Origin of the sequence: Allobosea sp. Leaf344, assembly GCF_001426225.1 — a bacterium.
Lineage (GTDB): Bacteria > Pseudomonadota > Alphaproteobacteria > Rhizobiales > Beijerinckiaceae > Allobosea.
In genome coordinates, this window is sequence record NZ_LMRT01000014.1 from 814,914 (window position 1) to 839,189 (window position 24,276).

The 24,276-nt window shown below is 66.7% G+C and carries 13 protein-coding genes; 10 read left to right on the forward strand and 3 right to left on the reverse strand.

Going from position 1 to position 24,276, the window contains the following annotated elements:
- Window positions 1-13: 13 nt before the first annotated feature.
- Window positions 14-9,232: a peroxidase family protein gene (locus ASG72_RS15705; RefSeq protein WP_082540383.1), complete on the reverse strand. Its 9,219-nt coding sequence runs from the start codon at window positions 9,230-9,232 to the stop codon at window positions 14-16.
- A gap of 368 nt (window positions 9,233-9,600) precedes the next feature.
- On the opposite strand from ASG72_RS15705, the gene ASG72_RS15710 reads away from it, so the two are divergent.
- Window positions 9,601-10,947 carry an ATP-binding protein gene (locus ASG72_RS15710; RefSeq protein ID WP_156395999.1) on the forward strand — a complete coding sequence of 449 codons (1,347 nt, stop codon included), beginning with the start codon at window positions 9,601-9,603 and terminating at the stop codon, window positions 10,945-10,947.
- 33 nt (window positions 10,948-10,980) lie between these two features.
- Here the strand turns inward: ASG72_RS15710 and ASG72_RS15715 are convergent, their stop codons facing one another.
- On the reverse strand, window positions 10,981-11,643 hold the full coding sequence (locus tag ASG72_RS15715) for a response regulator transcription factor (protein ID WP_056713906.1): 663 nt from the start codon (window positions 11,641-11,643) through the stop codon (window positions 10,981-10,983).
- A 410-nt stretch (window positions 11,644-12,053) separates the two neighbouring features.
- On the opposite strand from ASG72_RS15715, the gene ASG72_RS15720 reads away from it, so the two are divergent.
- From ASG72_RS15720 to ASG72_RS15750, 7 genes are all read left to right on the forward strand, one after another.
- The gene (locus ASG72_RS15720) at window positions 12,054-13,514 is read left to right on the forward strand and encodes a M81 family metallopeptidase (protein ID WP_162246255.1); all 1,461 of its coding nucleotides are present in this window, start codon (window positions 12,054-12,056) and stop codon (window positions 13,512-13,514) included.
- A 43-nt stretch (window positions 13,515-13,557) separates the two neighbouring features.
- Window positions 13,558-15,183 (forward strand): amidohydrolase, encoded by a 1,626-nt coding sequence (locus tag ASG72_RS15725; RefSeq protein ID WP_056713911.1) that lies wholly within the window; start codon window positions 13,558-13,560, stop codon window positions 15,181-15,183.
- Window positions 15,184-15,335: 152 nt separating this feature from the next.
- Window positions 15,336-16,919, forward strand: a complete 1,584-nt coding sequence (locus ASG72_RS15730; protein WP_244488847.1) for an ABC transporter substrate-binding protein — start codon at window positions 15,336-15,338, stop codon at window positions 16,917-16,919.
- A 140-nt stretch (window positions 16,920-17,059) separates the two neighbouring features.
- Window positions 17,060-17,995: an ABC transporter permease gene (locus tag ASG72_RS15735; protein WP_056713917.1), complete on the forward strand. Its 936-nt coding sequence runs from the start codon at window positions 17,060-17,062 to the stop codon at window positions 17,993-17,995.
- Window positions 17,996-18,003: 8 nt separating this feature from the next.
- Window positions 18,004-18,825 (forward strand): ABC transporter permease, encoded by an 822-nt coding sequence (locus ASG72_RS15740; RefSeq protein WP_056713920.1) that lies wholly within the window; start codon window positions 18,004-18,006, stop codon window positions 18,823-18,825.
- Window positions 18,826-18,847: 22 nt separating this feature from the next.
- Window positions 18,848-20,356 (forward strand): serine hydrolase domain-containing protein, encoded by a 1,509-nt coding sequence (locus ASG72_RS15745; RefSeq protein WP_056713923.1) that lies wholly within the window; start codon window positions 18,848-18,850, stop codon window positions 20,354-20,356.
- 13 nt (window positions 20,357-20,369) lie between these two features.
- Entirely contained in the window at window positions 20,370-21,221 is an 852-nt protein-coding gene (locus ASG72_RS15750; protein ID WP_056713925.1) for a GNAT family N-acetyltransferase, read from the forward strand.
- 78 nt (window positions 21,222-21,299) lie between these two features.
- Here ASG72_RS15750 and ASG72_RS15755 read toward each other — a convergent pair whose 3' ends face one another.
- Entirely contained in the window at window positions 21,300-22,208 is a 909-nt protein-coding gene (locus tag ASG72_RS15755; RefSeq protein WP_056713929.1) for a LysR substrate-binding domain-containing protein, read from the reverse strand.
- Window positions 22,209-22,328: 120 nt separating this feature from the next.
- Between ASG72_RS15755 and ASG72_RS15760 the strand changes: the two genes are divergently transcribed.
- Together ASG72_RS15760 and ASG72_RS15765 are read left to right on the forward strand one after the other, a co-directional pair.
- Window positions 22,329-23,423 (forward strand): ABC transporter ATP-binding protein, encoded by a 1,095-nt coding sequence (locus tag ASG72_RS15760; RefSeq protein ID WP_056713933.1) that lies wholly within the window; start codon window positions 22,329-22,331, stop codon window positions 23,421-23,423.
- A complete protein-coding gene (locus tag ASG72_RS15765) occupies window positions 23,420-24,274 on the forward strand; it encodes an ABC transporter permease (protein ID WP_056713937.1) in 855 nt (284 codons plus the stop codon). The genes ASG72_RS15760 and ASG72_RS15765 overlap by 4 nt, the downstream gene beginning before the upstream one ends.
- The last annotated feature ends 2 nt before the right edge of the window (window positions 24,275-24,276 follow it).

The window sequence follows — 24,276 nt, forward strand, 5'->3', positions numbered from 1 at the left end:
CTGAACTTCACGCTCAAAGCGAGAAGTTGGCTCCGGTCAGCGCATGGCTGCCCTTCAGGTTGATCTGGAACTCGGCATCGGGCGTGGCGTCGACATTGCCCGAGACCACCGTGTAATCGCCATCGGCTCTGGTCTCGTAGGTCACGCTCAGCTGGGCCGCGGTCGAGAAGGCCTGGCCGCTCGCCAGCAGGGTGAAGGACTGGTTGCCCGCCACGCCCGCATTGGCGTCGATGCCGCCGAGGTCGAGCTTGTCGCCCGGCTCGAAGTCCAGGATCGTGTCGCCATCCGCCGCCTCCTTGCTCAGGAAGCGGAAGGTGTCGGTGCCGGCCCCGCCCTCCATCACGTTCACGGCCGCGCTCGCCGTGATCGTGTCGTTGCCCGATCCGGTGGCGACGTTCTCGATGCTCCACAGCGTATCGGTGCCGCTCTGGCTGCTCATGGCCGAACCGCGCCCGCCGAGCCCATTGCCGAGATCGACGGTGAGATTGGCCGTGATCGCCGAGAGATCGAGCGTGTCGACGCCGGTCCCGCCATCCATCTCGTCGCCGAAATAGCTGTCGTCGCCGTCGCTCTTGGCGCCGAGGATCAGATCGTCCCCCGCCCCGGCCACGACCGTATCGTCGCCGGACCCGGCATCGATCAGATCGTTGCCGGCACCGCCGAACAGCCGATCCGCACCCGCCTCGCCATAGACCATGTCGTTGCCGCCGCCGGCGAAGACCTGGTCGTCGCCTGCTCCGGCGAAGATCACGTCGCGGCCGTCTCCGGCATCGGCGAAATCCTGGCCCTCGCCGGCCGACAGCGCGTCGTCACCGCCCTCGCCGACCAGCACGTCGTCGCCGGCCAGAGCCACCAGATTATCGGCCGCCGCGGTCCCGACCAGGACATCGGCCAGGAGCGTGCCGGTGCGCAGGGCGCCGGTGCCGCCGGCGGGCGGCGGGACTGGCGTGCCCGTCCCCTCGCCATCGCCGTCCTCGTCGCAGCCGCAATCCTCGTCGTCTTCGTCTTCGTCCTCGTCGTCCTCGTCGTCGCCACCGGTCTCGCCCGTGGTGTCGTCGTCATCCTCGTCGTCGCCACCGCCCGTGCCGACGCCGTCATCATCCTCGTCATCCTCGTCCTCGCCGGTGCCGACACCCGTGCCGTCATCCTCGTCGGAGATTTCGAAGACGCGCTCCGGCAGGCCGGTGAGGCCGGTGTTGCGCGCGATGATGTCGGCGAAGCTCTGGCCGTCGATGATGTTCTCGTAGAGGTCGAAATTGTCGAGCCGGTCGATGTAGTAGAAGCGGTCGGCCTCCTGCAGCCGGTCGAACTGCTCGTGCAGGACGATCCAGAAGGTCTGGCCGACCATGCCGTCCATGATGTGCTTCTCGGCGAGGCCGCCGACCCAGAGATCGACCCGGTCGATGCCCTTCACGGTATTGCCGTTCACCAGCTCGATGTCGGGGTTGACCGCCTGGAACGCGGCGATCTCCTCTGGCGCCAGCACGAGATCCGGATAGGCCTGCTTGAACTGCGCGATGATGGCGTCGCTCAGCCCGTTGCGCTGCTGGAAATCCTCCCAGGAGGCGTAGGGGTCGAGATTGCCGGCATAGCTCAGCGCCTCCCGGATATAGGGGTCGGTCGAGTCCCGCAGATCGGCCCGCACCTGGTTCAGCGTGCCCAGGCCGACATCGCGGCCGCGGGCGACGTTGAAGGCGAAGAGATCGGCGTTGATCCGCACCAGATCGCTGCGCACCGCGTTGACGATGTTGAAATCCGCCTCCTCGGCCTGCTGGCCGATCGTGCCCGCCACCACACCGGAGACCCCGACCTGGGCGAAGCCCGGCTGCGGGAAATATCCGAACTGGTTGAGCTGCGCGACCGGCAGGGTGAAGGCCGCATCGGCATTGGTCGGGTTCAGGAAGGCATCGTAGAGCGCGACCTGGCGGGGCTGCCCGTCGGGGCCGATCACCGTCAGCGTATCCGAGATCAGCGAATGGCCGAAGCGATAGACCGCCGCGGCGAATTCATGGGAGATCCCGGCCGTCGCATCGGGGTTGTAGGCCTCGAAGCCGTGGCTGCCATTGCCCTGGATGCCTCCGAGCAGCTTGTCGGCGAATTCGGTGAAGACGACGCGGGCATATTCCGCCTCGTTGATCACCTTGGCGGCCTGGAAGACCTCCTCCGGCGTGCCCTCGAAGCCCGCATTGAGCAGGTTCTCGACATGGAAATTGTGGTTGCGCGCCCAGACCGTGTGGATCGCGGTCAGCGAGATGTTCTCGTTGGCGCGGCCGTCGCCGGCGACGAAATGGTCGAGCAGGTTGATGTAGGGGTTGGCGTCCAGGAGCAGCGCATGGCCCGAACCCATGAAGTTCGAGGCGAGGCCCGGCACCATAGCTTGGTTGATGACGCCGCTCTCATTGACCAGCCCGGCGAAATAGGTCCGGAAGGTGGTCGGTCCCCCCGGCAGGCCGGTGAAGCTCGTATCATTGGCCCAGTGATGCTCGATCAGCTCGCGCAGCGTGGGCAGCAGGTTGAAGCCGGGGCTCGACGGATCGGGAGCGCCCGAGAGCAGCCTGGCGCCGACACCGCCCTGCCCGTCCGTCTCGCGCAGGAACTGGCCGACCAGCCCGTTCGAGCCATAGGCCTGGTTCTGGTCGACATAGGGCGAGGTCAGGTTGAGGTGCTGCGGCACCCCGTTCTCGTCGATCTCGTGCACCGCGCCGCGGGTGAGATCGGCCGGGTTGTCGGTCCCGGGCGCGCGCCCGGAGCCGGGGCCGCCGATCTCGATGATGCCGTTGGCCGCGCTCTTGGGCAGGAAGTCCAGCCCATGGTCGAAATACTGCCCGAACGCCATGAAGAAGATGTTGGACTCGTTGGCGGCCTTCGGCAGGTCGGCTTCCTGGCTCCCCAGGATGTTGCTGATGGCGCGGGCGTCGAGACCGTCGAAGATCGGGTTGATCTTGTTGTTGCCGATGGTCGGGTCGAACTCGCCATAGCGCGCTTCGGTCAGGCGGATGAACGGCACGTCGGCCGAGCCGCGCGTCGGATCGCCCTCGTTGTTGCCGAAGCCGCTGAGCTCGCGCACGCCGAGCACGGCCTCGAATTCGCCGTCGCCCGTGGGTCCGCCGGCGACGATCGCCTTCAACCCGGCGAGGTCGCTGGCGGTGAGGGTGAAGCTCGAGGGCTGCGACACCTTCAGCTCCGGCATCGCGCCGAGGAAGGTCACGGAATGGCTGCCATTGGAGAGGGTGGTGGTGCCGTTGCCGTTCTGGGTCGGCGTATAGCTCGCGGGGTCGGAGCCGAAGGGCAGCTCGATCCGGTCCTGCGCCCGCAGCGTCCCGACGATCGTGTCGTTGCCGCCATTGCTGCGGAAGACGATGCGATGCGCCGAGTCGAGGCCGTTGATGTCGACGATGTCGTTCCCGGCGGTGCCGTTGATCGTGATCGTGTTGAGATCGAGATCGGTGGCGGTGAAGTTGCCGATCACCTCGATCTGGTCGCCATTGCTCGTGCCGCCATTGATGCCGCCAGGGCTGGAGACATTGGAGGTGTTGACGATGATCTCGTCGATATTGTTGAGCTCGGCGATGACGGCCGTGGTGGTCACGTTGTTGACCGTGACGGAACGCGTCACGACGATTTGGGTCGTGGCATCGAAACTGGCGCCGAGCGAGGCCGCCAGGCCGGCGTTCTGCCCATTGGTCATGGCGTAGATGCGGAAGGTCTCGGTTTCGCCATTGCCGGAGATCGTCATCGTGTCGATGTCGCCGCCGCCATCGACGAGGTCGCGTCCGTCGCCGGCCGACCAGAAGATGTTGTCGGAGCCGGTGCCGCCATTGATCGTGTCGTTGCCTTCGCCACCGACGAGGATGTCGTTGCCCGTACCGCCATTCAGCGAGTCGGCTCCCGCCAGGCCGAACACCGCCTGGTTGTTGGCCGTGCCGGCGGCGCCGTTGAGTGTGGCGTCGGCCTGGGTGGTGCCGGTGACGACGGCGTAGTTCGCCCCGCCGAAGCGCAAGGTCTCGACACCGTTCACCGTGTCCACACCTTGATTGCCGACGATGTCGCCGACGACGATGTTGCCGCCGACGGAAGCGATGGCGAAATTGCCGGGCCCCCCGGCGAAGACCGCGGTATCGTTGCCGCCGCCGCCGGACAGCGTGTCGTTACCGGCGCCGCCGGTCAGGATGTCGTTGCCGCCATTGCCGTTGAGGATGTCGTCTCCGCCATTGCCGTTCAGCGTGTCGTTGCCTCCTAAAAATCCAAAGGCAGGGCTGACGCCATCGGCGACGTCATTGCCGGAGGTCCCATTGAAGGTGTTGTTGACGGCAGGGAATCCGTCCCAATCCACACCCACCGGACCTGTCGGCGCGGAAATGACGCTTTCAGGATTGCCGCGTCCATCGGTGAAGCTGACGACGACGCGCAGCTGCAGGCCGGCCTGAGGACCGAAGGCCGTCAGCAGAAGATTGGTCGGCGCGAAGCTCGCAGAGGTGCCGCCGAGCTGCGTCGGGACATTGGTCCAGGTGGTGCCGTTCGGCGAGGTCTGCCACTGATAGGTGAAATCGCCGGCGATACCGCCGTTCAAATCCTGGATGCTGCTGGTGTCGACGGTCAGGACCTGCCCCTCGGTCGGGGTCTGGTCGCTGATCACGGGCACGCCGGTCGCCGGCACGTTGAAGAGCTCGGCGAGGTTGAAATCGACCGTGCCGTTCGCGCCGTCCCAGAAGCGCAGCTTCTCGATGTTCCAGAGCTTGTCCTGGCCGTCCGAGAAGACGCCGACCGGGGTGTTGTCCGGGTCGAAGCCGTTATGGGTGACCATGTAGGAGCCGTCGACCCCGCGGGTGAAGCTGTAATTGTCGACGACGTCGTTGAACACGGCGAGGTCGGTATCGCCCACCCCGTCATCCTCGACGATCTCGCGGATGATGTTCAGCTGCTGGGGCACGATGACACGGTCGATCATCAGCTCGAACAGCGACTTGCCGCGCCAGGCTTCCGGCACCGAAGCGTCGGAGGCGAAGACGTGCCGCAGGCTGTCGATCGTGGCGATCTCCTGGGTCTGGCCCTCCTCGCGGATGCTGATCCGGACGTTCAGCCAGGCGTCGCCGTCGATGACGTCGTCACCGCCGCGCCCCTGGATGATGTCGCTGCCGCCGCCGCCGAGCAGGATGTTGCCGCGGTCGAAGGCGATGATCGCCTCGCGCTGCTGCGCGGTCAGCGCCGGAGCGACCGGAGCCGCCCAATCGCCGAGCACGGCGCGCAGCCCGGAGATCCGGTCGACGCCGGCCTGGGTCAGCTCATGATTGACCATAGTGCCTTCGGCACCCGCCAGGACAGGACCGCCGGTCCCGCCATCGGCGTCGCCGCCGCGGTCGTCGCCCCAGAGCTTGTCGTCGCGCTCCCAGCCCGACAGCGCCTCCACCGCATCGAAACGGTCGCGCAAGATGTCGGCCGCGTCGGTGGTGAAGATCGGCTTGGTCAGGTCGGAATCGGCATTCTCGGTATTGCCCTTGTGGATCGCCCAGTCGAAGCCGAACATGCCTTCGCTGCGCATTACGCTCGGGCCCTGGACCATGATGTCGTCGCCGGATTCGGCGTCGAAATCATGCTCTTCCGAGCCGGCGAACATCACGTCATGGCCGATGATCGTCGAGTTGAAGAACAGCTCGGAATTGTCGCCGGCCGTGGTGTCGAAGCCGCCGCCGCCCTCCAGCCAGTCGTCGCCCTCCCCGCCGATCAGCATGTCGACGCCGTCGCCGCCGGCCACGAAGTCATTGCCCTCGCCGGCGAACACCTCGGTATCGTCGACGCCGACGAAGACCACGTCGTTGCCGGTGCCGCCCATCAGGATGTCGAGGCCGTTGGAATTGGCGATGACGTCGTTGCCGGCGTCGCCCTTCAGGAAGTCGCCGCTGTCGCCGCTGTCGGTGATGATGTCGTCGCCGGCACCGCCATTGACCAGGTCGACGCCCGCGCCGGATTCGATGCGGTCATTGCCCGCATCGCCCCAAATGCCGTCATCGCCGAAATCGGTGATGATGGTGTCGTTGCCGGACGTGCCGCCGACGACGACGTGCTCGCCCCCGAAGACGCGGAGATAATTGGCATCCGCTCCGGGCGTACCGGGATCGTTACGGATGACCTTGCCGAGGCCGAGTGCCTCCAGAACCGGATCGTTGCCGAGCGGATCCACCCCCGCCGCGTTACCGTTGTAATCGGCCTGGTTCGCCGCATTGACCTCGAGCACATAATCATAGGCGGCGAAGGAATCGACGCCGATATGGCGCGTCACCACGTCGTCATCGGTGCCGCGGATACCGTCTGCGCCGGGCTGGGAGATGTCGGTATTCGCCATGATCATCTTGGCGAAGGAGTTCTGCTCCAGTTCGGTCAGGAAGTTCTGACCCTGGGTGCGGGTCAGGTAATAGAAGCGGTCGCCATCCTGCAGCGCTTCCATCTGCGCTTCGAACACGGCGTTGAAGGTGGAGCCGAGGAAGCCGCCGAAGGGCATCTTCTTCTCGGCCAGCCCGCCGATCCAGAGATCGATCAGGTTGAGCCCGGTCTCCGCCGTCGCCCAGCCTCCGGTGGAATTCAGGAAGGCGAGGCGATCAGCGGGGCTGTCTTCGGTCTCGAAGACCAGAGCAAAGGCCGCTTCGCGCTTGCCCGCCACCGTGGTCTCGCTGGTGATCGAGGCATGGGTGCCGTAGGCGGCGATGAAATTCACCACCGACATCGGGTTCTTCAGATTGGCGGCGAATTCGACCCAGCTCGTATAGGGCGTGAGGAAGCTCGAGCCGGACGCGGCGAAGAGCTGCTGGCGCGCCTCGTTGAGCGTCGGCATGCCGGTGTCGCGGCCGCGGGCGATATTGATCGCCGCGAGGTCGAGCGGCAGTCCGAGCAGGGTGTTGCGCAGCGCGCCGGTGACGAATTCGTCGATCTCGTTGCCGCGCTCGATCGTCATGCCGCGCACGATGGCGCCCGCCGCCTGCTCGGCGCTGATGGTACCGCCGAGCTGGTTCTGGTTGAAGGCCAGCGGGTTGAGGAAGGAGGCGATCAGCCCCTTGTCATCCGTGCCGGAGATCTGCCCGTTCGTGTCGATGAAGATGCGCGGCATCGTGTCGGTCAGCATGGAATGCCCGAACCGATACACGACATTGGCGAATTCGGCGAAGATCGCCGGGTTGATGTCGGTCACCGAATTGAAGACGAAGGGGTCGATCGCCGGCTGGATCTTGCGGCCGAACTCCTCGAAGACGAGGTGCTGGTACTGCATCTCCGTGGCGAAGCGGCCCGACTGGAAGAGGCGCTCGCCGTCCCAGGCATTGCCATTGAAGAGATTGCTGGCCGCGAGGTAGGCCCCCTTATTGGAAGCGGCGTCGTACCCGGCGTTGAAGGCGGCCAGTGTCGCGGCGTCGATATTGGCAGTCAGCCATTCATTGACGAAGGTGAGGTCGCCGCTGCGCAGGATGGTCAGCTTGTGAGAGTCGACCTGGCGGTTGTGCTCGGAATGGAAGACGTGGTGCACCGCAGTGAGGCCGATATTCTCGTTGCCGCGGCCGTCGCCGGTGATGAAATGCTTGTCGAGCAGCTCGTTGTCATAGGCGGTGGGGGTGCCACGGGCATCGACGCCGCCGGAATAGCCGACGACGGTGTCGCTATCCGCCTGCAGGACCCCGCCGACCGCCACCGGCGCTGCGTTATGCGCGATATCGTCGAGGAAGGCGTTGGCGGTGCGGGCCGCGCCGACCAGCCAGGAATTGACCGGGAGGCCTCCATTGGTCGTCTTCGAGACGACGCTGTCATCGGCCGTGTTGGGGATCCCGTCGGGGCCGATATCGGTGATGACCTGGGCGAAGCCGTTCGCATCGGGGATGAAATTGCCATAGGCGTCGGTGCGCAGCAGCGGCACGCTATTCACGTCGAGATCGGTCAGCTCGATGCCCAGCATCAGGGCCTGGGCCTTGATGTCGGCCCAGGTCGGCAGCCCGTTCTTCTGGCCGTTCACGGTGCCGTCGAGCAGCTTGCCGGTCGCGACCGGCTTGCCGTCGACGAGCGTGTACTCGCGCAGGAAGACCTGGTGCGAGGCATGGGAGGTATAGGTCTGGTTCTGGTCGACCCAGGGGGTGGTGACGTTGCGCTGGGTCTCCTGGCCATCCTCGTTGGTGAAGGTTGTCGAGCGCGTCACCACCATGAAGTTGGTGGGGCTGCCTGGCCGGTACAGCGGATCGTCGGGCTGCAGCGGAATATAGATCTTGCCGGCGTCGCCCTTCGAGATCAGGTCGAGGCCGTGATCGAAGAACTGGCCGAAGAAGGTCATCCACGAATTGAACGGGGCCGAAAGCCCTTCATCCGGCGCGACATTGGGGATGATGAGCGATCCGGTCTGGTCAAATTCGAGGCCCAGTTCCGCAGCCTTCGCCTTGAAGGCGGCCAGCGGATTGGCCGCGACGGCCGTTGCCTCCTCGAGCGCCGCCTCGGCGTCGGAGAGCGCGGCGGCTCGTGTCTGGATGGTATCGATGGCGTCGGTGAGCTGGTCCTGATCGGGAGCGCTGGCGAGCAGGCTCGTATAGGCCGCGATCGCATCTGCCAGGTCTGAATTGGCGCCGGCGACCACATCTTGCGCCGCCACCAGCGCCTCATCGGCGTCGTCCTGCGTGACACGCGCCGCCATCAGCGCGGCGATGTCGGACATCGGATCTTCTGAGCCGGCAAAGGTGAGCGCTGCGACCAGCGCCGCGGGATTGTTGATGCTCATGTCGACGATCAGGTTCGAAATCGTCCGGGGATCGGCATCGACGACCGAGCCCGTGGTCAGCATCGGGCCCGCCGGGGTTCCCGGGGTGTAATTGCCCTGGCTCGCGGTCACGCCGCCGCCGAAGCCGATGACATCATTGTCGGTCTCGTTGAGATAGCCGAAATCATCGAAGAGCCGCGGCATCGGCTGGCCGGCTGCGCCCCATGTCTCCTGGCCCGGCACCAGATTATTGTAGGTGCCGTCGACGGTGCGCAGCCCGAACGGCGTCTGCGCATCCGGCACGGCGCGCGGCTGCAGCGGGTTCAGCGGCTCGAAGGTGCCCGCCGCGTAGTAGCGCTGGTTGTTTGCGTCGACCGCATTCGGATCCGTGATGACCTCGCCCTGCGCGTCGAGCAGGATCTTGGTCAGCGGGATGCCATTGGCGTTGGCTTCCGCGATCTTGATCTGCTTGAGGACGAATTCGAGATCGGCTTGGTTGAGAGTGAAGGCCATCACGCTATTCCTTCCACGAAGCACAAGTATTGGCGTTCCACGAAACGCATGTTTCGCAGATCAAGACGGATGCGGGTTCAGGAGGCAGGCCATTCTTCTGGCCATCGCCCCAGCTTTGTTCTATTCAGACGGATGGCAAATCGCTCAACGTCGCCGTTAACGCAGAATTTACGGACCGCCTTGATGATCATGATGCGCGATCCCGCATTTTGCCGACAGGTTTGAAAGTCGTGCAAAAATCAGAACCAAAAGACGGCGACGGACGGCCATCATCCGTCGGTAAGCGCTACAGACCTTTGTCCGGGTCACGCCCCAACTTTCGGTGGTTTCGCTGGCGTCACCTGACGTTGGAGCGCCAGTTTTTCATTATGGCTGCCGTTGCGGTCTGCCTGTCGATGGCGCTGCTCGGCTTCTGGGTCGAGCGGCGGATCCGGGCGAGCTGGGTGCAGAGCATGGCGGAGGCCGCCGCCGTCTATCTCGAGAGTTTCCTCTCGCCCCATATCCAGGACGTCGACCTCTCCGCCCCCCTGCCGCCGGACTCCGCCCAGGCGATCGGCGATCTTCTGGCGCATCGCAATCTGAGCCGGCGCGTCGCCGCGATCCGGATCTGGAACCTCGAAGGCAAGCTGCTCTACAGCACCCCCGGCACCGCCCTGCACGGCACGCTGAAGCAGGATTACCTGAACCGGGTCCGCAACCGCGAGACCCTGATCGAGATGGACGATGACGGGCATGACGGCCATGTCGACCATGCCGCCGCCCATCCGGACGACAGCCGCCTGATCGAGATCTACGCGCCGATCTTCGAGAAGAACACGCGCAATGTCATCGCCGTCGGCGAATTCTACGAGTTCAGCAGTTTTCTGCACGCCGAGGTCGACCGCGCGAAATATTCGACCTGGCTGATCGTGGCCATCGTCGCCTCGCTGCTGATGGTGATGATCTATTTCACCATGCGCCGGGCGAGCCGCGTGGTCACCGAGCAGCGCAGCCTGCTGGAGCGCAATATCGAGCGCGCCTCGTCCATGGCGCGCCGCGACAACACCCGGCGCCGCGCGGTGGAGCGGGCCAGGCTGGACGCCTCGCTGCTCAACGAGACCTATTTGGCGAGCGTCGGCGCCGATCTCCATGACGGGCCGATCCAGCTGCTCAGCCTGCTGATGCTGAAGATGCCGCAGCGCGACGAGCCGGTCTGGCGGTCGCCGGGCGCCGCGGCGGACCCCTCCTTCCGGGACGAGCTGGAGAAGCTGATCCAGCTCGCCCTCGCCGATCTGCGCAACCTCTCGGCCGGGCTCGTCCTGCCCGAGACCCAGCATCTCTCGCTGACCGAGACGCTCGACCTCGCCATCCGCCGCCATGAGGAGAACACCGGGACCAGGGTGCGCCGCTCGATCGGCCCCATGCCCTCCGAAGCCTCGGACGCGGTGCGCATCTGCCTCTATCGCGTGGTGCAGGAGGCGCTGACCAACGCCTATAAGCATGCCGGCGGCGTCGGCCAGACGGTCACGGCCCGGCACGAGAACGGCAGCATCGATCTGGCGATCAGCAATGCGGCGGGCCGGCAGATCAGCCGGCCGCAGGCGCCGGCCCATCAGCAGAAGCTCGGGCTGAAAGCTTTGGAGAGCCGGGTCGGAGCCCTGGGCGGCACCGTCTCGATCCGAACCCTGGAGGATGGCGGCACCCGCGTCGAGGTGACGATCCCGCTCGCGGAGTAGCGCGGCCGCCGGCGGGGCCGGCGGCGGTCCGGCTCAGTTCGGCCAGTCGGGCCCGGTGCGGGCGCTGATCTTCTGCGCCGCGATCACGACTTCCAGCCGGTTGCGCACGTTCAGCTTCTGCATGAGGTTCGTCATGTAGCTCTTCACGGTCTTTTCGCTCAGCGACAGCGTCCGGGCGATTTCCCGGTTCTGCTTGCCGCAGAGCAGAAGACGCACGATCTGGTCTTCGCGGGCACTGAGGCGGATCTTCTCCGCCGCGCGCTTCTCCAGCGCCTTGCTCTGCAGGGCGCCGATCACCTTCGCCGCGAAAACCGGCGTGATATGCACTTCGCCGCGCAGCGCCGCCGCGATCGCGTCGAACAGCTCCTCCGAGGCGCTGCCCTTCAGCACATAGGCGCTGGCGCCGGCATTCAGCGCCTTGACCGCATGTTCGGCGCTGGTCGAGGCGGTGAAAACCACGATCTTCATCTCCGGCGAGGCGGCCAGCGCGCGCGACGTCGAGACGAAAATGTCGCCGGGCATGTTCAAATCGACGACTAGTACATCCGGCCTATGCCGTTCGGCTATGTCATAGACATCCTCAGCAACTTTGCCGGTCGCGACCAGCCGAAAGCCACCACGACGGTTGAGGATGGACGCAATGCCTTCCGCCATCAGTGGATGATCGTCGACGATAGCGATCGCACAGTCGTCCATAACACCCCCTCCCGCTCTAAATCTTGGCGGCGGGGTATAAATGAACTAATCGTTTAAAAGTGTAAACTGGCTACTACACAATTAGTTAACTCAATTGCGGGGCTGCCACAGTTGAGGGTTACCTGACGGCAGGTCGATCGAGAAATGCTCTCGCCTGCCGCTCTTCGGGGCAGCACAGGCGCGACCCGGCGGGGTCGTCGCGGGCCCCGTTTCATCCCTCAGCACCCTGCTCGGCCGGTCCCTGAGACATCGGCGAGCCGGACTACGGCGCACACAAGATGCTGCGCCGGCAAGACTCGCAATGCACGCGCCCTATGCAATTTTCGCCAGTGGTCTCGCGCGCCGGGCCGGTGAAGGATGCGGCTGTCCGGATTCAGGGACGAACAGGGGTCGGCTCAATGGCGTCGCGCGTGCTCATCGCGGAATTCATGCACGAGACCAACACGTTCAGCGTGCAGCTGACCGGCAGCGAGGCGTTCGAGGCGCATGGGGTCTATCGCGACAATGCGATCCCCGCGGCATTTCGCGGCACGCGATCCTCGATGGGCGCCGCCTTCGAGGCCGCGGATGAATTCGGCTGGACCCTGGTCCACCCGCTGGTCACCGGCGCCAACCCCTCGGGGCGGGTCACGACGGAGGCCTTCGAACGTTTTGCCGGCTTGATCCTCGATGCCTGCCAGGGGCTCGACGGCGTGCTGCTGCATCTCCACGGCGCGATGGCGACGGAGGACTCCGACGATGGCGAGGGCGAGCTCCTGGCCCGGATGCGCAGCCGTCTGGGTCCTGCGATCCCGATCGTGGCGGTGCTCGATCTCCACGCCACGCTCACCCAGGCGATGGCCGACAACGCCAATGCACTGATCTCCTACCGCACCTACCCGCATATCGACCAGTATGAGCGGACCTGGCAGGCCGCCCGGCTGCTGCAGCGGGCCATGGCCGGCGAGATCAGGCCGCGCGTCGCGGTGGCCCGCCGGCCGATCCTCTACGCGCTGGATGGCGGGCGCACCACCTCCCCGCCCTTCCTGGAATTGCTGCGCCGGGGCGATGAGCTGGAAGCATCCGGCAAGGCGCTGGTCGTCAGCATCCAGGCCGGTTTCTCCTCCGCCGACGTCCACGATATCGGCCCCTCCGTCGCGGTGACCGCCGATGATCGTGCCGCCGGCCAGGCGATCGCCGAGGAGCTGATGGATTACGCCTGGGAGCAGCGGCATTTCTCCTCGATCAGCTTCACCCCCCTGAAGGAGGCGATGGCCCGCGTCAAGGCCGGCGAAGGCCGGCACGACAAGCCGCTGCTGATCTCGGATTATTCGGATAATCCCGGCTCGGGCGCCTATGGCGACGCCACCAATCTGCTGCGCGCCGTGCTCGATGCCGGCCTCGCCAATGTCGGCTTCCACGCGATCTGCGATCCCGAGGCGGCGCTCGCCGCGCAGGCGGCCGGCGTCGGCAATTCCGTCCGGCTGACGCTCGGCGGCAAGGTCGATCCCACGACCGGCGGCGGGCCCCTGACGCTCGACGCCCATGTGGTGGCGCTCACCGACGGCCGCTTCATCGCCTATGGCCCGATGGGCGGGGGCACCTGGCGCAATTACGGGCTGTCCGCGCTGCTGCGCGTCGACGGCGTCGAGATCATCGTCATCACGCATAACGGCCAGGCGACGGATCTGGCGCAGTTCACCTCGCTCGGTCTCGATCCCACCCGGAAATCCACGCTGATCGTCAAGTCGATGCAGCATTTCCGGGCCGCCTTCCAGCCGATCGCCCGGGAGGTGCTGGAGGTCGATACCGGCGCGCTCTCCACCCGCAATTTCAAGGAGCGGCCCTACAAGGCCGTGCGCCGGCCGATCTTCCCGCTCGACGATATCTGAGCCGATCCGGCGGCCTTCCATCATAACTCAGGAGAGAGAAGACATGAGCGTCCACGCCGATATCGTCTTGCGCAACGGACCGATCTGGTGCGGCCGCGAGGATGGGGTGAAGGAGGCGTTGGCGATCTGGCAGGGCCGCGTGCTCGCCACCGGCAGCGATGGCGAGATCGCGCCGCTGATCGGGCCGCGGACGCAGGTGATCGATCTCGCCGGGCGTCTGGCGACGCCGGGGCTGAACGACAGCCATCTCCACCTGATCTCGCTCGGCCTGACGATGGATTGGGTCGATTCCAAGCCGGATGCCGCCCCCACCCTCGATGCGCTGCTCGGCGCCATCGCCGCCCGCGCCGCGCAGACGAAGCCGGGCGAGTGGATCCTCTCGCGCGGCTATGACCAGACCAAGCTCGACACCGGCCGCCATCCCTTCCGCGAGGAGCTCGACCGGGCCGCGCCGAACAATCCGGTGATGCTGGTGCGCACCTGCGGCCATATCGCCATCTGCAACTCGGCGGCGCTGGCCCTGGGCGGCATCGACGAAAGCTCGGTCGCGCCGCAGGGCGGGCTGATCGAGCAGCAGAACGGGCGGCTGACCGGGCTGCTGGCGGAAAACGCGCGGGCGCCGGTGCAGGCGGCGATCCCCCAGCCCAGCGAGGCCGAGCTCGTGGCGGCGATCGAACGCGCCGGCCGCTATCTGCTCTCGCTCGGCATCACCAGCTGCATGGACGCCGCGGTCGGCCAAAAGGCCGGCTTCGCCGAGATCGCCGCCTATCACCGCGCCAAGCGCGAGGGGCGGCTGCCGGTGCGGACCTGGCTGACGCTGCTCGGCGACGAGAGCCGCACGATCGTGCCGCAATGCCATGCCGCGGGCCTGATCTCCGGCACCGGCGACGACATGCTGATGATCGGCGCGGTGAAACTCTTCCTCGACGGCTCGGCCGGCGGGCGCACCGCCTGGATGACGCAGCCCTATCTCGGCGAGGACCAGACGACCGGCGTCTGGATGCTCGACGACGCGGAATGCGAGCGGCTGGTGCTGGATGCGCATGTGAAGGGCTACCAGCTCGCCTGCCACGCCATCGGTGATGCGGCGATCGAGCAGCTGATCACCGCCTATGAGAAGGCGCTGAAGGCCCATCCCGATCCGGACCGCCGCCACCGCATCGAGCATTGCGGGTTCTCGACGCCGCAGCAGCATGAGCGGATGGTCGCCGCCGGCATCTATCCCTGCCCGCAGCAGGTCTTCATCCATGATTTCGGCGACGCCTATGTGAAGGTGCTCGGCGCCGAACGCGCCAAGCCGAGCTACCCGCTGCGGACCTGGTTCGATCTGGGGCTGAAGCCGGCGACGGGCAGCGACGCGCCGGTCTGCGATCCCGACCCCTTCCCGAATTTCCACGCCATGCTGACGCGCCGGACCTGGCGCGGCACCGTGATGGATGCCGGCCAATGCGTCTCGATCGAGGAGGCGCTGCAGGCCTATACGGAATATGGCGCGTTTTCGCAGAAGCAGGAGACCGTGAAGGGCCGCCTCGCCCCGGGCTTTCTGGCCGATGTCGCGGTGTTCTCCCGCGATCTCCTGACCGCCGATCCCGAAGCGATCTGGAAGGATACGCGCTGCGATCTGACGATCCTGGATGGTCGGATCGTTCACGAAGCCGAGCCGAATTGAAATTATCTGTTCAGTTTTGCTGATTTTTGGCGAGAAGCTTCGTCGGAAACTGGCTAGGCTCATCGCAATAAGACAAAAATGAGGTCGCGGATCCTCCGATGAGCGGGGGATTGGGGACGGCACGCTACGGGAGAACGACCGTGTTCAAGAAACTGGCTTTCACCACCGCACTGACCATCGCGGCCTTCGCCGTGCAGGGGGTCGCGCAGGCGCAGGAGCCGCGTCGCGGCGGCACCATCCGCTTCACGGCGCCTTATGCCGCATCCTTCGTCAGCAATGACAGCCATGTGTCGAACCAGATCCAGGACGACATCTATGGCAAGGCGCTGCATCGCACCCTCTACAAATGGGATTCCGCCAGCAACAAGCCGGTGCCCGAGCTGTTCACCAGCGTCACGGTCTCCGGGGACGGGCTGGTCCACACCTTCAAGCTGCGCGACGACGCGCTCTTCCATAATGGCCGCAAGATGGTGGCCGATGACGTGATCTGGTCGCTGACCCGCATCATGGACGGCACCAAGAGCTATCCCGCCGCGCGCTATGTCCGGCTGATCAAGGGCGCCGTCGACGTCGAGAAGAACGGCGCCAAGGAGATCTCGGGCCTGAAGAAGATCGACGACCACACCGTCGAGATGACCTTCAACGAGCGCACCGAGCCAGGCTTCCTGTTCCACGCGGCGACCACCTCGATCTACCCGGCCAAGGAGGCGCAGGCGCCGGACTTCTTCAACAAGCCGATCGGCCTCGGCCCGTTCAAATTCGTCGAGCACGTGCCGGGTTCGCGCATGGTGTTCGAGCGCTGGGAGAAGTTCTACCAGGCCGGCAAACCCTATGCCGACAAGCTGATCATCTCGCCCATGGGCGAGGCCGCGGCGCGCGACGTCGCCTTCCGCAACAAGGAGATCGACGTCTCGATCCTCGGCCCGACGCAATATGTCGCCTACAAGGCCGATCCGAACCTGTCCAAGGGCATTCTCGAAGTGGCCGAGGTGTTCACCCGCAACATGGGCATGAACCCGAACCACAAGCCTTTCGCCGACAAGCGCGTCCGCCAGGCGATCAACCACGCCATCGATGCCGAGCTGATCATCAAGCGGCTGGTGCGCGACAAGGCCTATCGCGCCACCGGCTGGCTGCCGCTGTCCTCCCCCGCCTATGACAAGGACATGAAGCCCTACGACTTCAATCCCGAGAAGGCGAAGAAGCTCTTGACCGAGGCCGGCTATCCCGACGGTTTCGAGTTCGAATGGACCGCGTCCCCGAATGAGAGCTGGGGTATGCCGATCGTCGAGGCGACCATCCCGATGCTGGCCAAGGTCGGCATCAAGGTGAAGGCCAAGCCGGTCGAGGGTTCGGCGCTCGGCGGCATCGTCGCCAAGGGTGACTACCAGGCCTATATCTGGTCCAACACCTCCGGCCCCGACCCGCTGACCGCGATGAAGTGCTTCCACTCCGCGACGCCGCAGAGCGCCTGCAACTACACCACCTACAAGAACCCCGAGGTCGACAAGCTGCTCGACGAGGCCGGCAAGACGGCCGACGCCGCCAAGCGCCTCGATCTCGTGAAGAAGGCGAACGCGATCGTCTATGACGACGCGCCAGTCTGGTTCTTCAACTACAACAAGGCGGTGATGGCCTATCAGCCCTGGCTGCGCGGCCTGCAGCCCAACGCGACCGAACTCGCGCTGCAATACTACGAGGACCTCTGGGTCGACGCCTCCTCCCCCGCCAAATGAGCCGCGGGGCGTGACGGCAGGATCCGTCACGCCCTGNNAGCCGGGCTCCAGGGAAGGCGGCTCGCGCCGCGCCTCGGCCGGGGCGCCTCGGCTCGCCGGCCGGGCGCCCCCTTCCCCGCGCCCGCAGCCCGGAGTGTCGCATGCTGCCCTTCGTCTTTCGCCGGCTGTTGCAGGCGGTCCCGATCCTGTTCGCGGTCGCGGCGCTGATCTTCCTGCTGTTCAGCGTCATCCCCGGCAGCTTCGCCACCACGCAGATGTCGGATGGCCGCAGCGTCATGGATGCCGAGCAGGTGGCGCGCATGAACACGCAATTCGGCCTGGACGACCCGCTGCCGCTGCGCTTCGCGAAATATATCGGCAATCTCGTCACGCTCGATCTCGGCACCTCCTACCGCACCCGCCAGCCGGTGACGCATTCGCTGTCGGAGCGGCTCTGGCCGAGCCTGCAGCTCGCCATCGCGGCGATGCTCTTCGCCATGCTGATCGGCGTGCCGCTCGGCTTCCTCGCGGCGCTGAAGCCCGGCAGCTGGCTCGACACGCTGTCGATGATCATCGCCGTCTCCGGTCTGTCGCTGCCGAAATTCTGGCTAGGCCTGCTGCTGATGTACGGCTTCGCCCTCTCCCTCGGCTGGTTCCCGAGCTTCGGCTATGGCGATGGCGATCTGCGCTACATCGTGCTGCCGGCCGTGGCGCTCGGCGTGGCGCCGCTCGCGCTGCTGGCACGGACCTCGCGCGCCGCGGTGCTGGAGGTGATGCATGCCGATTTCATCCGCACCGCCCGGGCCAAGGGCGCCGGCGAAATCCGGGTGATGCGCTGGCACGTCGCCCGCAACGCGATGGTGATCGTGCTAACCACGCTCGGCCTGCAATTCGGGTCGGTGATCGGCCAGGCCGTCGTCATCGAGAAGCTCTTCGCCTGGCCGGGCCTCGGCTCGCTCCTGGTCGACAGCGTCTCGCTGCGCGACATTCCGGTCGTCCAGGGCTGCATCCTGGTGATCGTCCTGTTCTTCCTCGTCGTGAACATCATCGTCGACGTGCTCTGCGCGATGATCGATCCGCGCATCTCCTACAGCTAGGGCGAGTGATGAAGTTCCGCGCAAATCTCTGGATCGGCACCGGCCTCTTCGCCATCGTCGTCATCGGCGGGGCGCTCGCGCCCTGGCTCGCCCATACCGATCCGGTCATGGACGCCAATCTGATGAATGCCGAAGTCCCGCCCGGCGCCGAATTCTGGTTCGGCACCGATGCGCAGGGCCGCGACATCTACAGCCGCGTCCTCTACGGCGCGCGCATCTCGCTGACCGTCGGCATCGTCTCCCAGCTGATCAACACCGTCATCGGCGTCTGCCTCGGCCTCTCGGCCGCCTATTGGGGCGGCTGGTGGGACGATGTGGTGAACGGCCTGACCAATCTGATGCTCGCCATCCCCTCGCTGATCTTCGCTTTGGCGATCATGGCGATCCTGACGCCTGGCCTCACCAGCCTGCTGATCGCGCTCGGCCTGACGAACTGGTCCTTCACCTGCCGGCTGACCCGCGCCGCCACCCTTTCGGTCAAGTCGCAGGGCTATGTCGAAGCGGCGCGTGCCCTCGGCTACGGCAATATCCGCATCATGCTGACGCAGATCCTGCCCAACATCGCCGGGCCGATCATCGTCATCGGCACGCTCGGCATGGGCGGCGCCGTGCTGGCGGAAGCCTCGCTCTCCTTCCTCGGGCTGGGCATCCGCCCGCCCTTCCCGAGCTGGGGCAGCATGCTCTCCGACGCGCGCGACCAGATCACCACCGCGCCCTGGATTTCGATCTTCCCCGGTCTCGCGATCTTCATGACCGTGCTCGGCCTCAATCTGCTCGGCGACGGCATGCGGGATATTCTCGACCCGCAATCGCAATCGCGCCGGACCTGACCGGCCGGACCAGGAGGACATCATGCTCGACTGGGCGGCGGCCAAGGCTGCGGCGACGGCGCTCGCGCAGGGCTGGCAGGCGCAGGCCGGGCCCGGCGGCGCGATCCTGCTGTTCGACCGGGACGGGATCCGCGCGAGCGTCGGCGGCGGCTTCGCCAGCATGACGCACCGGGTCGCCTTCACCCCCGACACGCCGACGCGCTACGCCTCGATCAGCAAGCATATTCTGGCCGTCGCCCTGCTCCAGGCCGGCCTGGCGCTCGACCGCCCGCTCGGCAGCTGGCTGGAGGATCTGCCCGCGGCGATCGCCGCCGTGCCGCTCGGCCGCGCGCTCGACATGTCGGGCGCGCTCCCGGACATGATGGAGGTGCTCTGGCAGCAGGGCGTGCCCTTCACCGCCACCCTCACCTGCGCCGAGATCGGCACGGTGCTGCGCCGCCTGCCGGGGCTCAACGGCGCGCCCGGCGAGGAGATGGCCTATTCCAACACAGGCTGGCGCCTCGCCCAGGCGGTGATCGAGCGTTGCAGCGGCCAGGACTATGCGCAGCTGGTGGCGCGGCTGGCCGGAACGGTCGATCCCTCCATCCGCTTCTGCGCCGATGAATCGCAGACCGTGCCGGGCCTCGCGACGGGTTATTGGCAGGATGGCGAGATCTGGCGGCGCGGCCGCTACGGCTTCCATTTCTCGGCCTCCGGCGGGATCGCCGGCAGCGCGGCCGGGCTCGCCCGCTGGTGCATGGCGCTGCTGGCGGAAGACGGCCCGCTCGCCGGGCTGCTGCCACGGCTCGCCGCCCCGCGGGTGTTCGCCGACGGCAGCGACAGCGCCTATCGCCTCGGGCTGGTCGCGGCGCGGCTCGGGCAAACCGCGCTGCTCGGCCATGGCGGCTCTTTGCCCGGCTATCGCAACCACATGCTGCTGGCGCCCGAGGCCGGCGTCGGCGTGGTGCTGGTGAGCAACCGCGAGGAGGACGCGCATTTGCCGGCGCTGACGGTGCTGGCGGCGCTGCTCGGCGAGACGCTTCCGCAGACCGCCGAGGACGCTCCGACAGGGCTCTTCGCCGAGGAGGCGGGGCCGTTCTGGGCCGAGCTCTCGCCGGGCACGATCAGCGTGATGGGCGGCTATGAGAGGCTGGTCGCGGCCGAGGGGGGCGGCTGGCGCAGCCTGCCCGCCTATCTCGCGCTTCACCTGCGCCCGGGCCGCGACGGCGCGCTCGAGGGCCGCATCGGCGGCCGCGCGCGCAGGCTCGTGCCGGTCGCGCCCGACACGCCGCTGGACGCCCGCCTGACGGGAAGCTGGCGCGAGCGCGGCACCGGCGTCGTGCTGACCATCCGCGGCGACGGCGGCGCGCTGATGCCCTGGGCCGGCACGATCGGCCGGGAGACAAGGCTGACGCCGCTGCCGGGCGCGCGGGCGCTCGCCGATCTCGGCCATGGCCCCTGGCGCCACCGCCCCTGCCTGTGGCTGCGGCCGGACGGAGCGCTGGCGCTGGCGAGCCACCGCGCCCGCGTCCATATTTTCGAGCGCGGGTAGTGGGGGGAGCGAGATGCAGCAGGACGGGATCGCACTCGTCGCCTTCGACGACAGCCATCTCGACGGCGCGCTTCGTCTGTCGCAGGAGGCGGGCTGGCCGCATCGGCGCGAGGAGTGGGCAATGCTGCTGGCCCTCGGCCAGGGCTTCGTCGCGCTGGATGGCGCGACCGTGGTCGGCACGGCGATACTGACCCCCTTCGGCAACGACCATGCGGCGATCAGCATGGTGATCGTGGCGGGCGCGATGCGCGGGCGCGGGCTCGGCCGTCAGTTGATGGATACGGCGCTGCGCCATGCCGGCCGGCGTGAATGCCGCCTCACGGCGACGGCGGCGGGGCTGCCGCTGTACGAGAAGCTCGGCTTCCGGCCGACGCATGAGATCAGGCAGCACCAGGGCGTGCCCACCGCGTTGCCGGAGCCGGCGCTGCCGGACGGGATGGCGCTGGATTGGGCCGGCAGCGAGGCCCTGCCCGCCTTGGCCGCGCTCGACGCGCAGGCGCTCGGTCTCGATCGCCGCCCGCTGCTGCGGCTGCTGGCGCAAGTGGGGCGGGTCTTTCTGCTCAGGGAGGCCGGCCGCATCGCTGGTTACGGGGTGCTGCGCCGCTTCGGCCGCGGCGAGGTCATCGGCCCGGTCGTCGCGGCAAGCCCGGACCAGGCGCGCTGCCTGCTGAGCGCCCTGATCGGCGCGAGCGCGGGCGATTTCCTGCGGGTGGATACGCCGGAATGGGACGTGCTCTCGCCCTGGCTGGCGGCTCGCGGCCTTGTCGGCGTCGGCGGCGGCATCGCCATGCGCCGCCAGGCCAGGCAGGCGAGCCCCACCGGCCCGGCAAAGCCCTTCGCGCTGGCCAGCCAGGGGCTCGGATAGGCGGGCGCTTCGTCGGATCGATCCCGCTCGGCGGTCGATGTCGTCTGCTGGCGGATATCGGGGGCGGACGCCCCCGCATCAATCGCCATACGGGCTGTTTTCGCGGATCAGCGCGGCATTGTGCTCGAGGAAGGCGTCGACGAAGTCACGCCCGATGCGCGACAGCGGCCGGGGCGCCGGCTGGAACATCGCGTAGCGATAGGACAGGCGTGGTGCGAAGGGCCTCGCCACCAACCCCATCTTCCTAAAATGCAGGCTGGTGACGACGTCGACGATCGTCACCCCCACTCCCTCCATCACCAAGGCGCAGGCGGTCCCGAAGAACTCGACATGCACCGCCATGCGTAGTCGGGCGTTCTGCTCGGCGAAGGCGCGTTCGACCGCCTCGTGCAGAAAGTGATCCGCATACAGCGAGATGAAAGGCGCATCGTCGAGATGAGCCGGCGTGATCACCGGCTCGGCGGCGAGCCGGTGAGAGGCCGGAACCATGCAGACGCAGGGGACCTCTATCGTCTCGATGATCGAGGCGGGGCTGTCGATCGGATGTTCGGCGAAGCCGATGTCGAAGGCCTCGATCCGGCCGAGGTCGCGCACGGTCGGCGACGAGCGGGTGATGAAGCGCACCGTTCCCTCCGGCCAGCGCTTTAGCAGGCGGGCGATGATCGGCGGCAGGGCATAGGTGGCGAGGCCGGGCTGGCTGGCCAGCGAGAGCGTGCCCGAGCGCAGGCCCTTGAGATCCCGCGCGACCTGGCGCGTGCGTTCCAGCACACCGAGCGTGCGTCGCGCCTCCTCGTAGAACAGGGTCGCTTCCGGCGTGACCTGCAGCCTGCCCTTCTTGCGCTCGAACAGGGATACTCCGAGTTCATCCTCGAGCCGGGTGATCAAGTTGCTGACCGCGGGTTGCGACTTGGCCAGCAGGATCGCGGCCGCGCTCATCGATCCCGTTTCGATCACCGCGCGGAAGGCTTCGAGATGCCGCGTGTCCAACTCTGCCCCGCCCAAAGTTATAGCCTGAAGCTATAGGTTTTAACTCATTTCCTTTTTGACGTCAGCGCCGAAAACGGGACCACTCCAAGCCTGAACGGTAAGAGGAATGGGACCAACGCGGTGAAAGACTCGCTCGTCCTCGACAAGGTCGAGAAGCGCTATGGCGATTTCATAGCGCTTGAACCGACTGATCTGACGATCAAGGCAGGCGAGTTCATCACCCTGCTCGGGCCGTCCGGCTCGGGCAAGACGACGATCCTGATGAGCATAGCAGGCTTCGTCTCTCCCAGCGGCGGGCGCCTGCTGCTCGACGGCCGCGACGTGACGGCACTGTCGCCGGAGCGCCGGAATTTCGGCGTGGTCTTCCAGGGCTATGCGCTTTTTCCTCATCTCAGCGTCTACGACAACGTCGCCTTCCCGTTGAGGGCTCGCGGCATCACCGGCGACGCCGCCCGGCCGAAGATCCTGGCCGCGCTGGCGATGGCCAAGCTCCAGGCCTTCGCGCATCGGTATCCCCGCCAATTATCGGGCGGGCAGCAGCAGCGCGTCGCGCTCGCCCGCTCGCTCGTCTTCGCGCCAGAACTGCTGCTGCTCGACGAGCCGCTGAGCGCGCTCGATAAGGCGCTGCGCAAGGAGTTCCAGACGGAGTTCCGCTCGATCCATCGCGAGGTCGGCTCGACCTTCATCTATGTCACGCATGACCAGGAAGAGGCGCTGACGATGTCGGACCGCATCGTCATCCTCGATCACGGCCGCATCCTGCAGATCGCGCCGCCGGCCGAGCTCTACGAGAAACCGGCCACCGAATTCGTGGCGGGCTTCCTCGGCAAGAGCAATTTCCTGCGCGGCAAGATCTCCGCGACAGGCGGCGGGCAGGTCGAGATCGAGGTGCCGGGCTTCGTCACCTCGGCCGACGCCAACGGGATCGCGGCACAGGCGGGCCAGGCGGCCGTCGCCGCGCTCCGGCCGGAGAAGATCCGGCTGACGCCGCCCGCGGTTGCAACGACCGCGGCCCCCTGCCGGGTCGGCGGACATGTCGGCGATATCACCTATCTCGGCTCCTCCATCGAGGTCGAGATAAGGCTGGCCGGTGGCGAGACGCTGCTGGCGACGGTGCCGGCGGGGCAGCGCGGTTTCACGGCGGGCGAAGCGATCGTCGCCTCCTGGGCGCCGGACGCCGCGATCCTGGTGCGTGGCGACGAGGCCTCGTCATGAGCACGGCCGCCGCCACCAGCACCGGCGGAAGCGAGCGGCTCTACTGGTTGATGCTGCTGGCGCCTTGCGTGTTCCTGGCGGTCTTCTACCTCGTTCCCGTGCTGAACGTGCTGGTGCTGAGCTTCACCGTGCCCAAGCCAGGCCTCGCGAACTATGCCGAACTCGCCAGCAACGGCGCGGTGCAGCGCGTGCTCTGGACGACGCTCAGGATCGGCGCGATCACCACGGTTCTGGCTCTCGGGATCGGCTATGTCGTGGCCTATGCCCTGCTGCAATGCGGCCCGCGCGAGCGTCAGATCCTGCTGGGAATCGTCGTCGCGAGCTTCTGGATCAGCGCCCTCATCCGTGCATTCGCCTGGGTCGCGCTACTGCAATCCAAGGGGCTGGTCAATTCCATCCTGATCTCGACCGGCATGATCGATACCCCGCTCAGCCTTGTGCGCAACGAACTCGGCGTCATCATCGGCATGACCCATTACATGCTGCCCTATGCGATCCTGCCGCTCTATACGAGCCTGCGTGGCATCGACGACCGGCTGGTGCCGGCGGCGCGCGCGCTCGGTGCCACGCCGGGCCAGGCCTTTCGCTGGGTGTTCCTGCCGCTGAGCCTGCCCGGACTGATCGGGGCGGGCGTGATCGTGATGATCTTCTCGCTCGGTTTCTACATTACCCCGGCCATCCTGGGTGGCGGGCGCACCATCATGGTCGCCGAATTCATCAGCGTGCAGATCTCCGAGACCTTGCGCTGGGGGCTGGCGGCGATGCTAGCGACGGTGCTGCTCGCCGCCGTGCTGCTCCTCGTGATGTGGCTCAGCCGCTTCATGGATGTCGAACAGGCGCTGAGGAAATAGCC

Excerpts from the sequence above, each read along its gene's own strand:
- ASG72_RS15705 (WP_082540383.1), bottom strand. The coding sequence starts at position 9,232 with ATGGCCTTCACTCTCAACCAAGCCGATCTCGAATTCGTCCTCAAGCAG.
- ASG72_RS15710 (WP_156395999.1), top strand. The coding sequence starts at position 9,601 with ATGGCTGCCGTTGCGGTCTGCCTGTCGATGGCGCTGCTCGGCTTCTGG.
- ASG72_RS15715 (WP_056713906.1), bottom strand. The coding sequence starts at position 11,643 with ATGGACGACTGTGCGATCGCTATCGTCGACGATCATCCACTGATGGCG.
- ASG72_RS15725 (WP_056713911.1), top strand. The coding sequence starts at position 13,558 with ATGAGCGTCCACGCCGATATCGTCTTGCGCAACGGACCGATCTGGTGC.
- ASG72_RS15735 (WP_056713917.1), top strand. The coding sequence starts at position 17,060 with ATGCTGCCCTTCGTCTTTCGCCGGCTGTTGCAGGCGGTCCCGATCCTG.
- ASG72_RS15740 (WP_056713920.1), top strand. The coding sequence starts at position 18,004 with ATGAAGTTCCGCGCAAATCTCTGGATCGGCACCGGCCTCTTCGCCATC.
- ASG72_RS15745 (WP_056713923.1), top strand. The coding sequence starts at position 18,848 with ATGCTCGACTGGGCGGCGGCCAAGGCTGCGGCGACGGCGCTCGCGCAG.
- ASG72_RS15750 (WP_056713925.1), top strand. The coding sequence starts at position 20,370 with ATGCAGCAGGACGGGATCGCACTCGTCGCCTTCGACGACAGCCATCTC.
- ASG72_RS15765 (WP_056713937.1), top strand. The coding sequence starts at position 23,420 with ATGAGCACGGCCGCCGCCACCAGCACCGGCGGAAGCGAGCGGCTCTAC.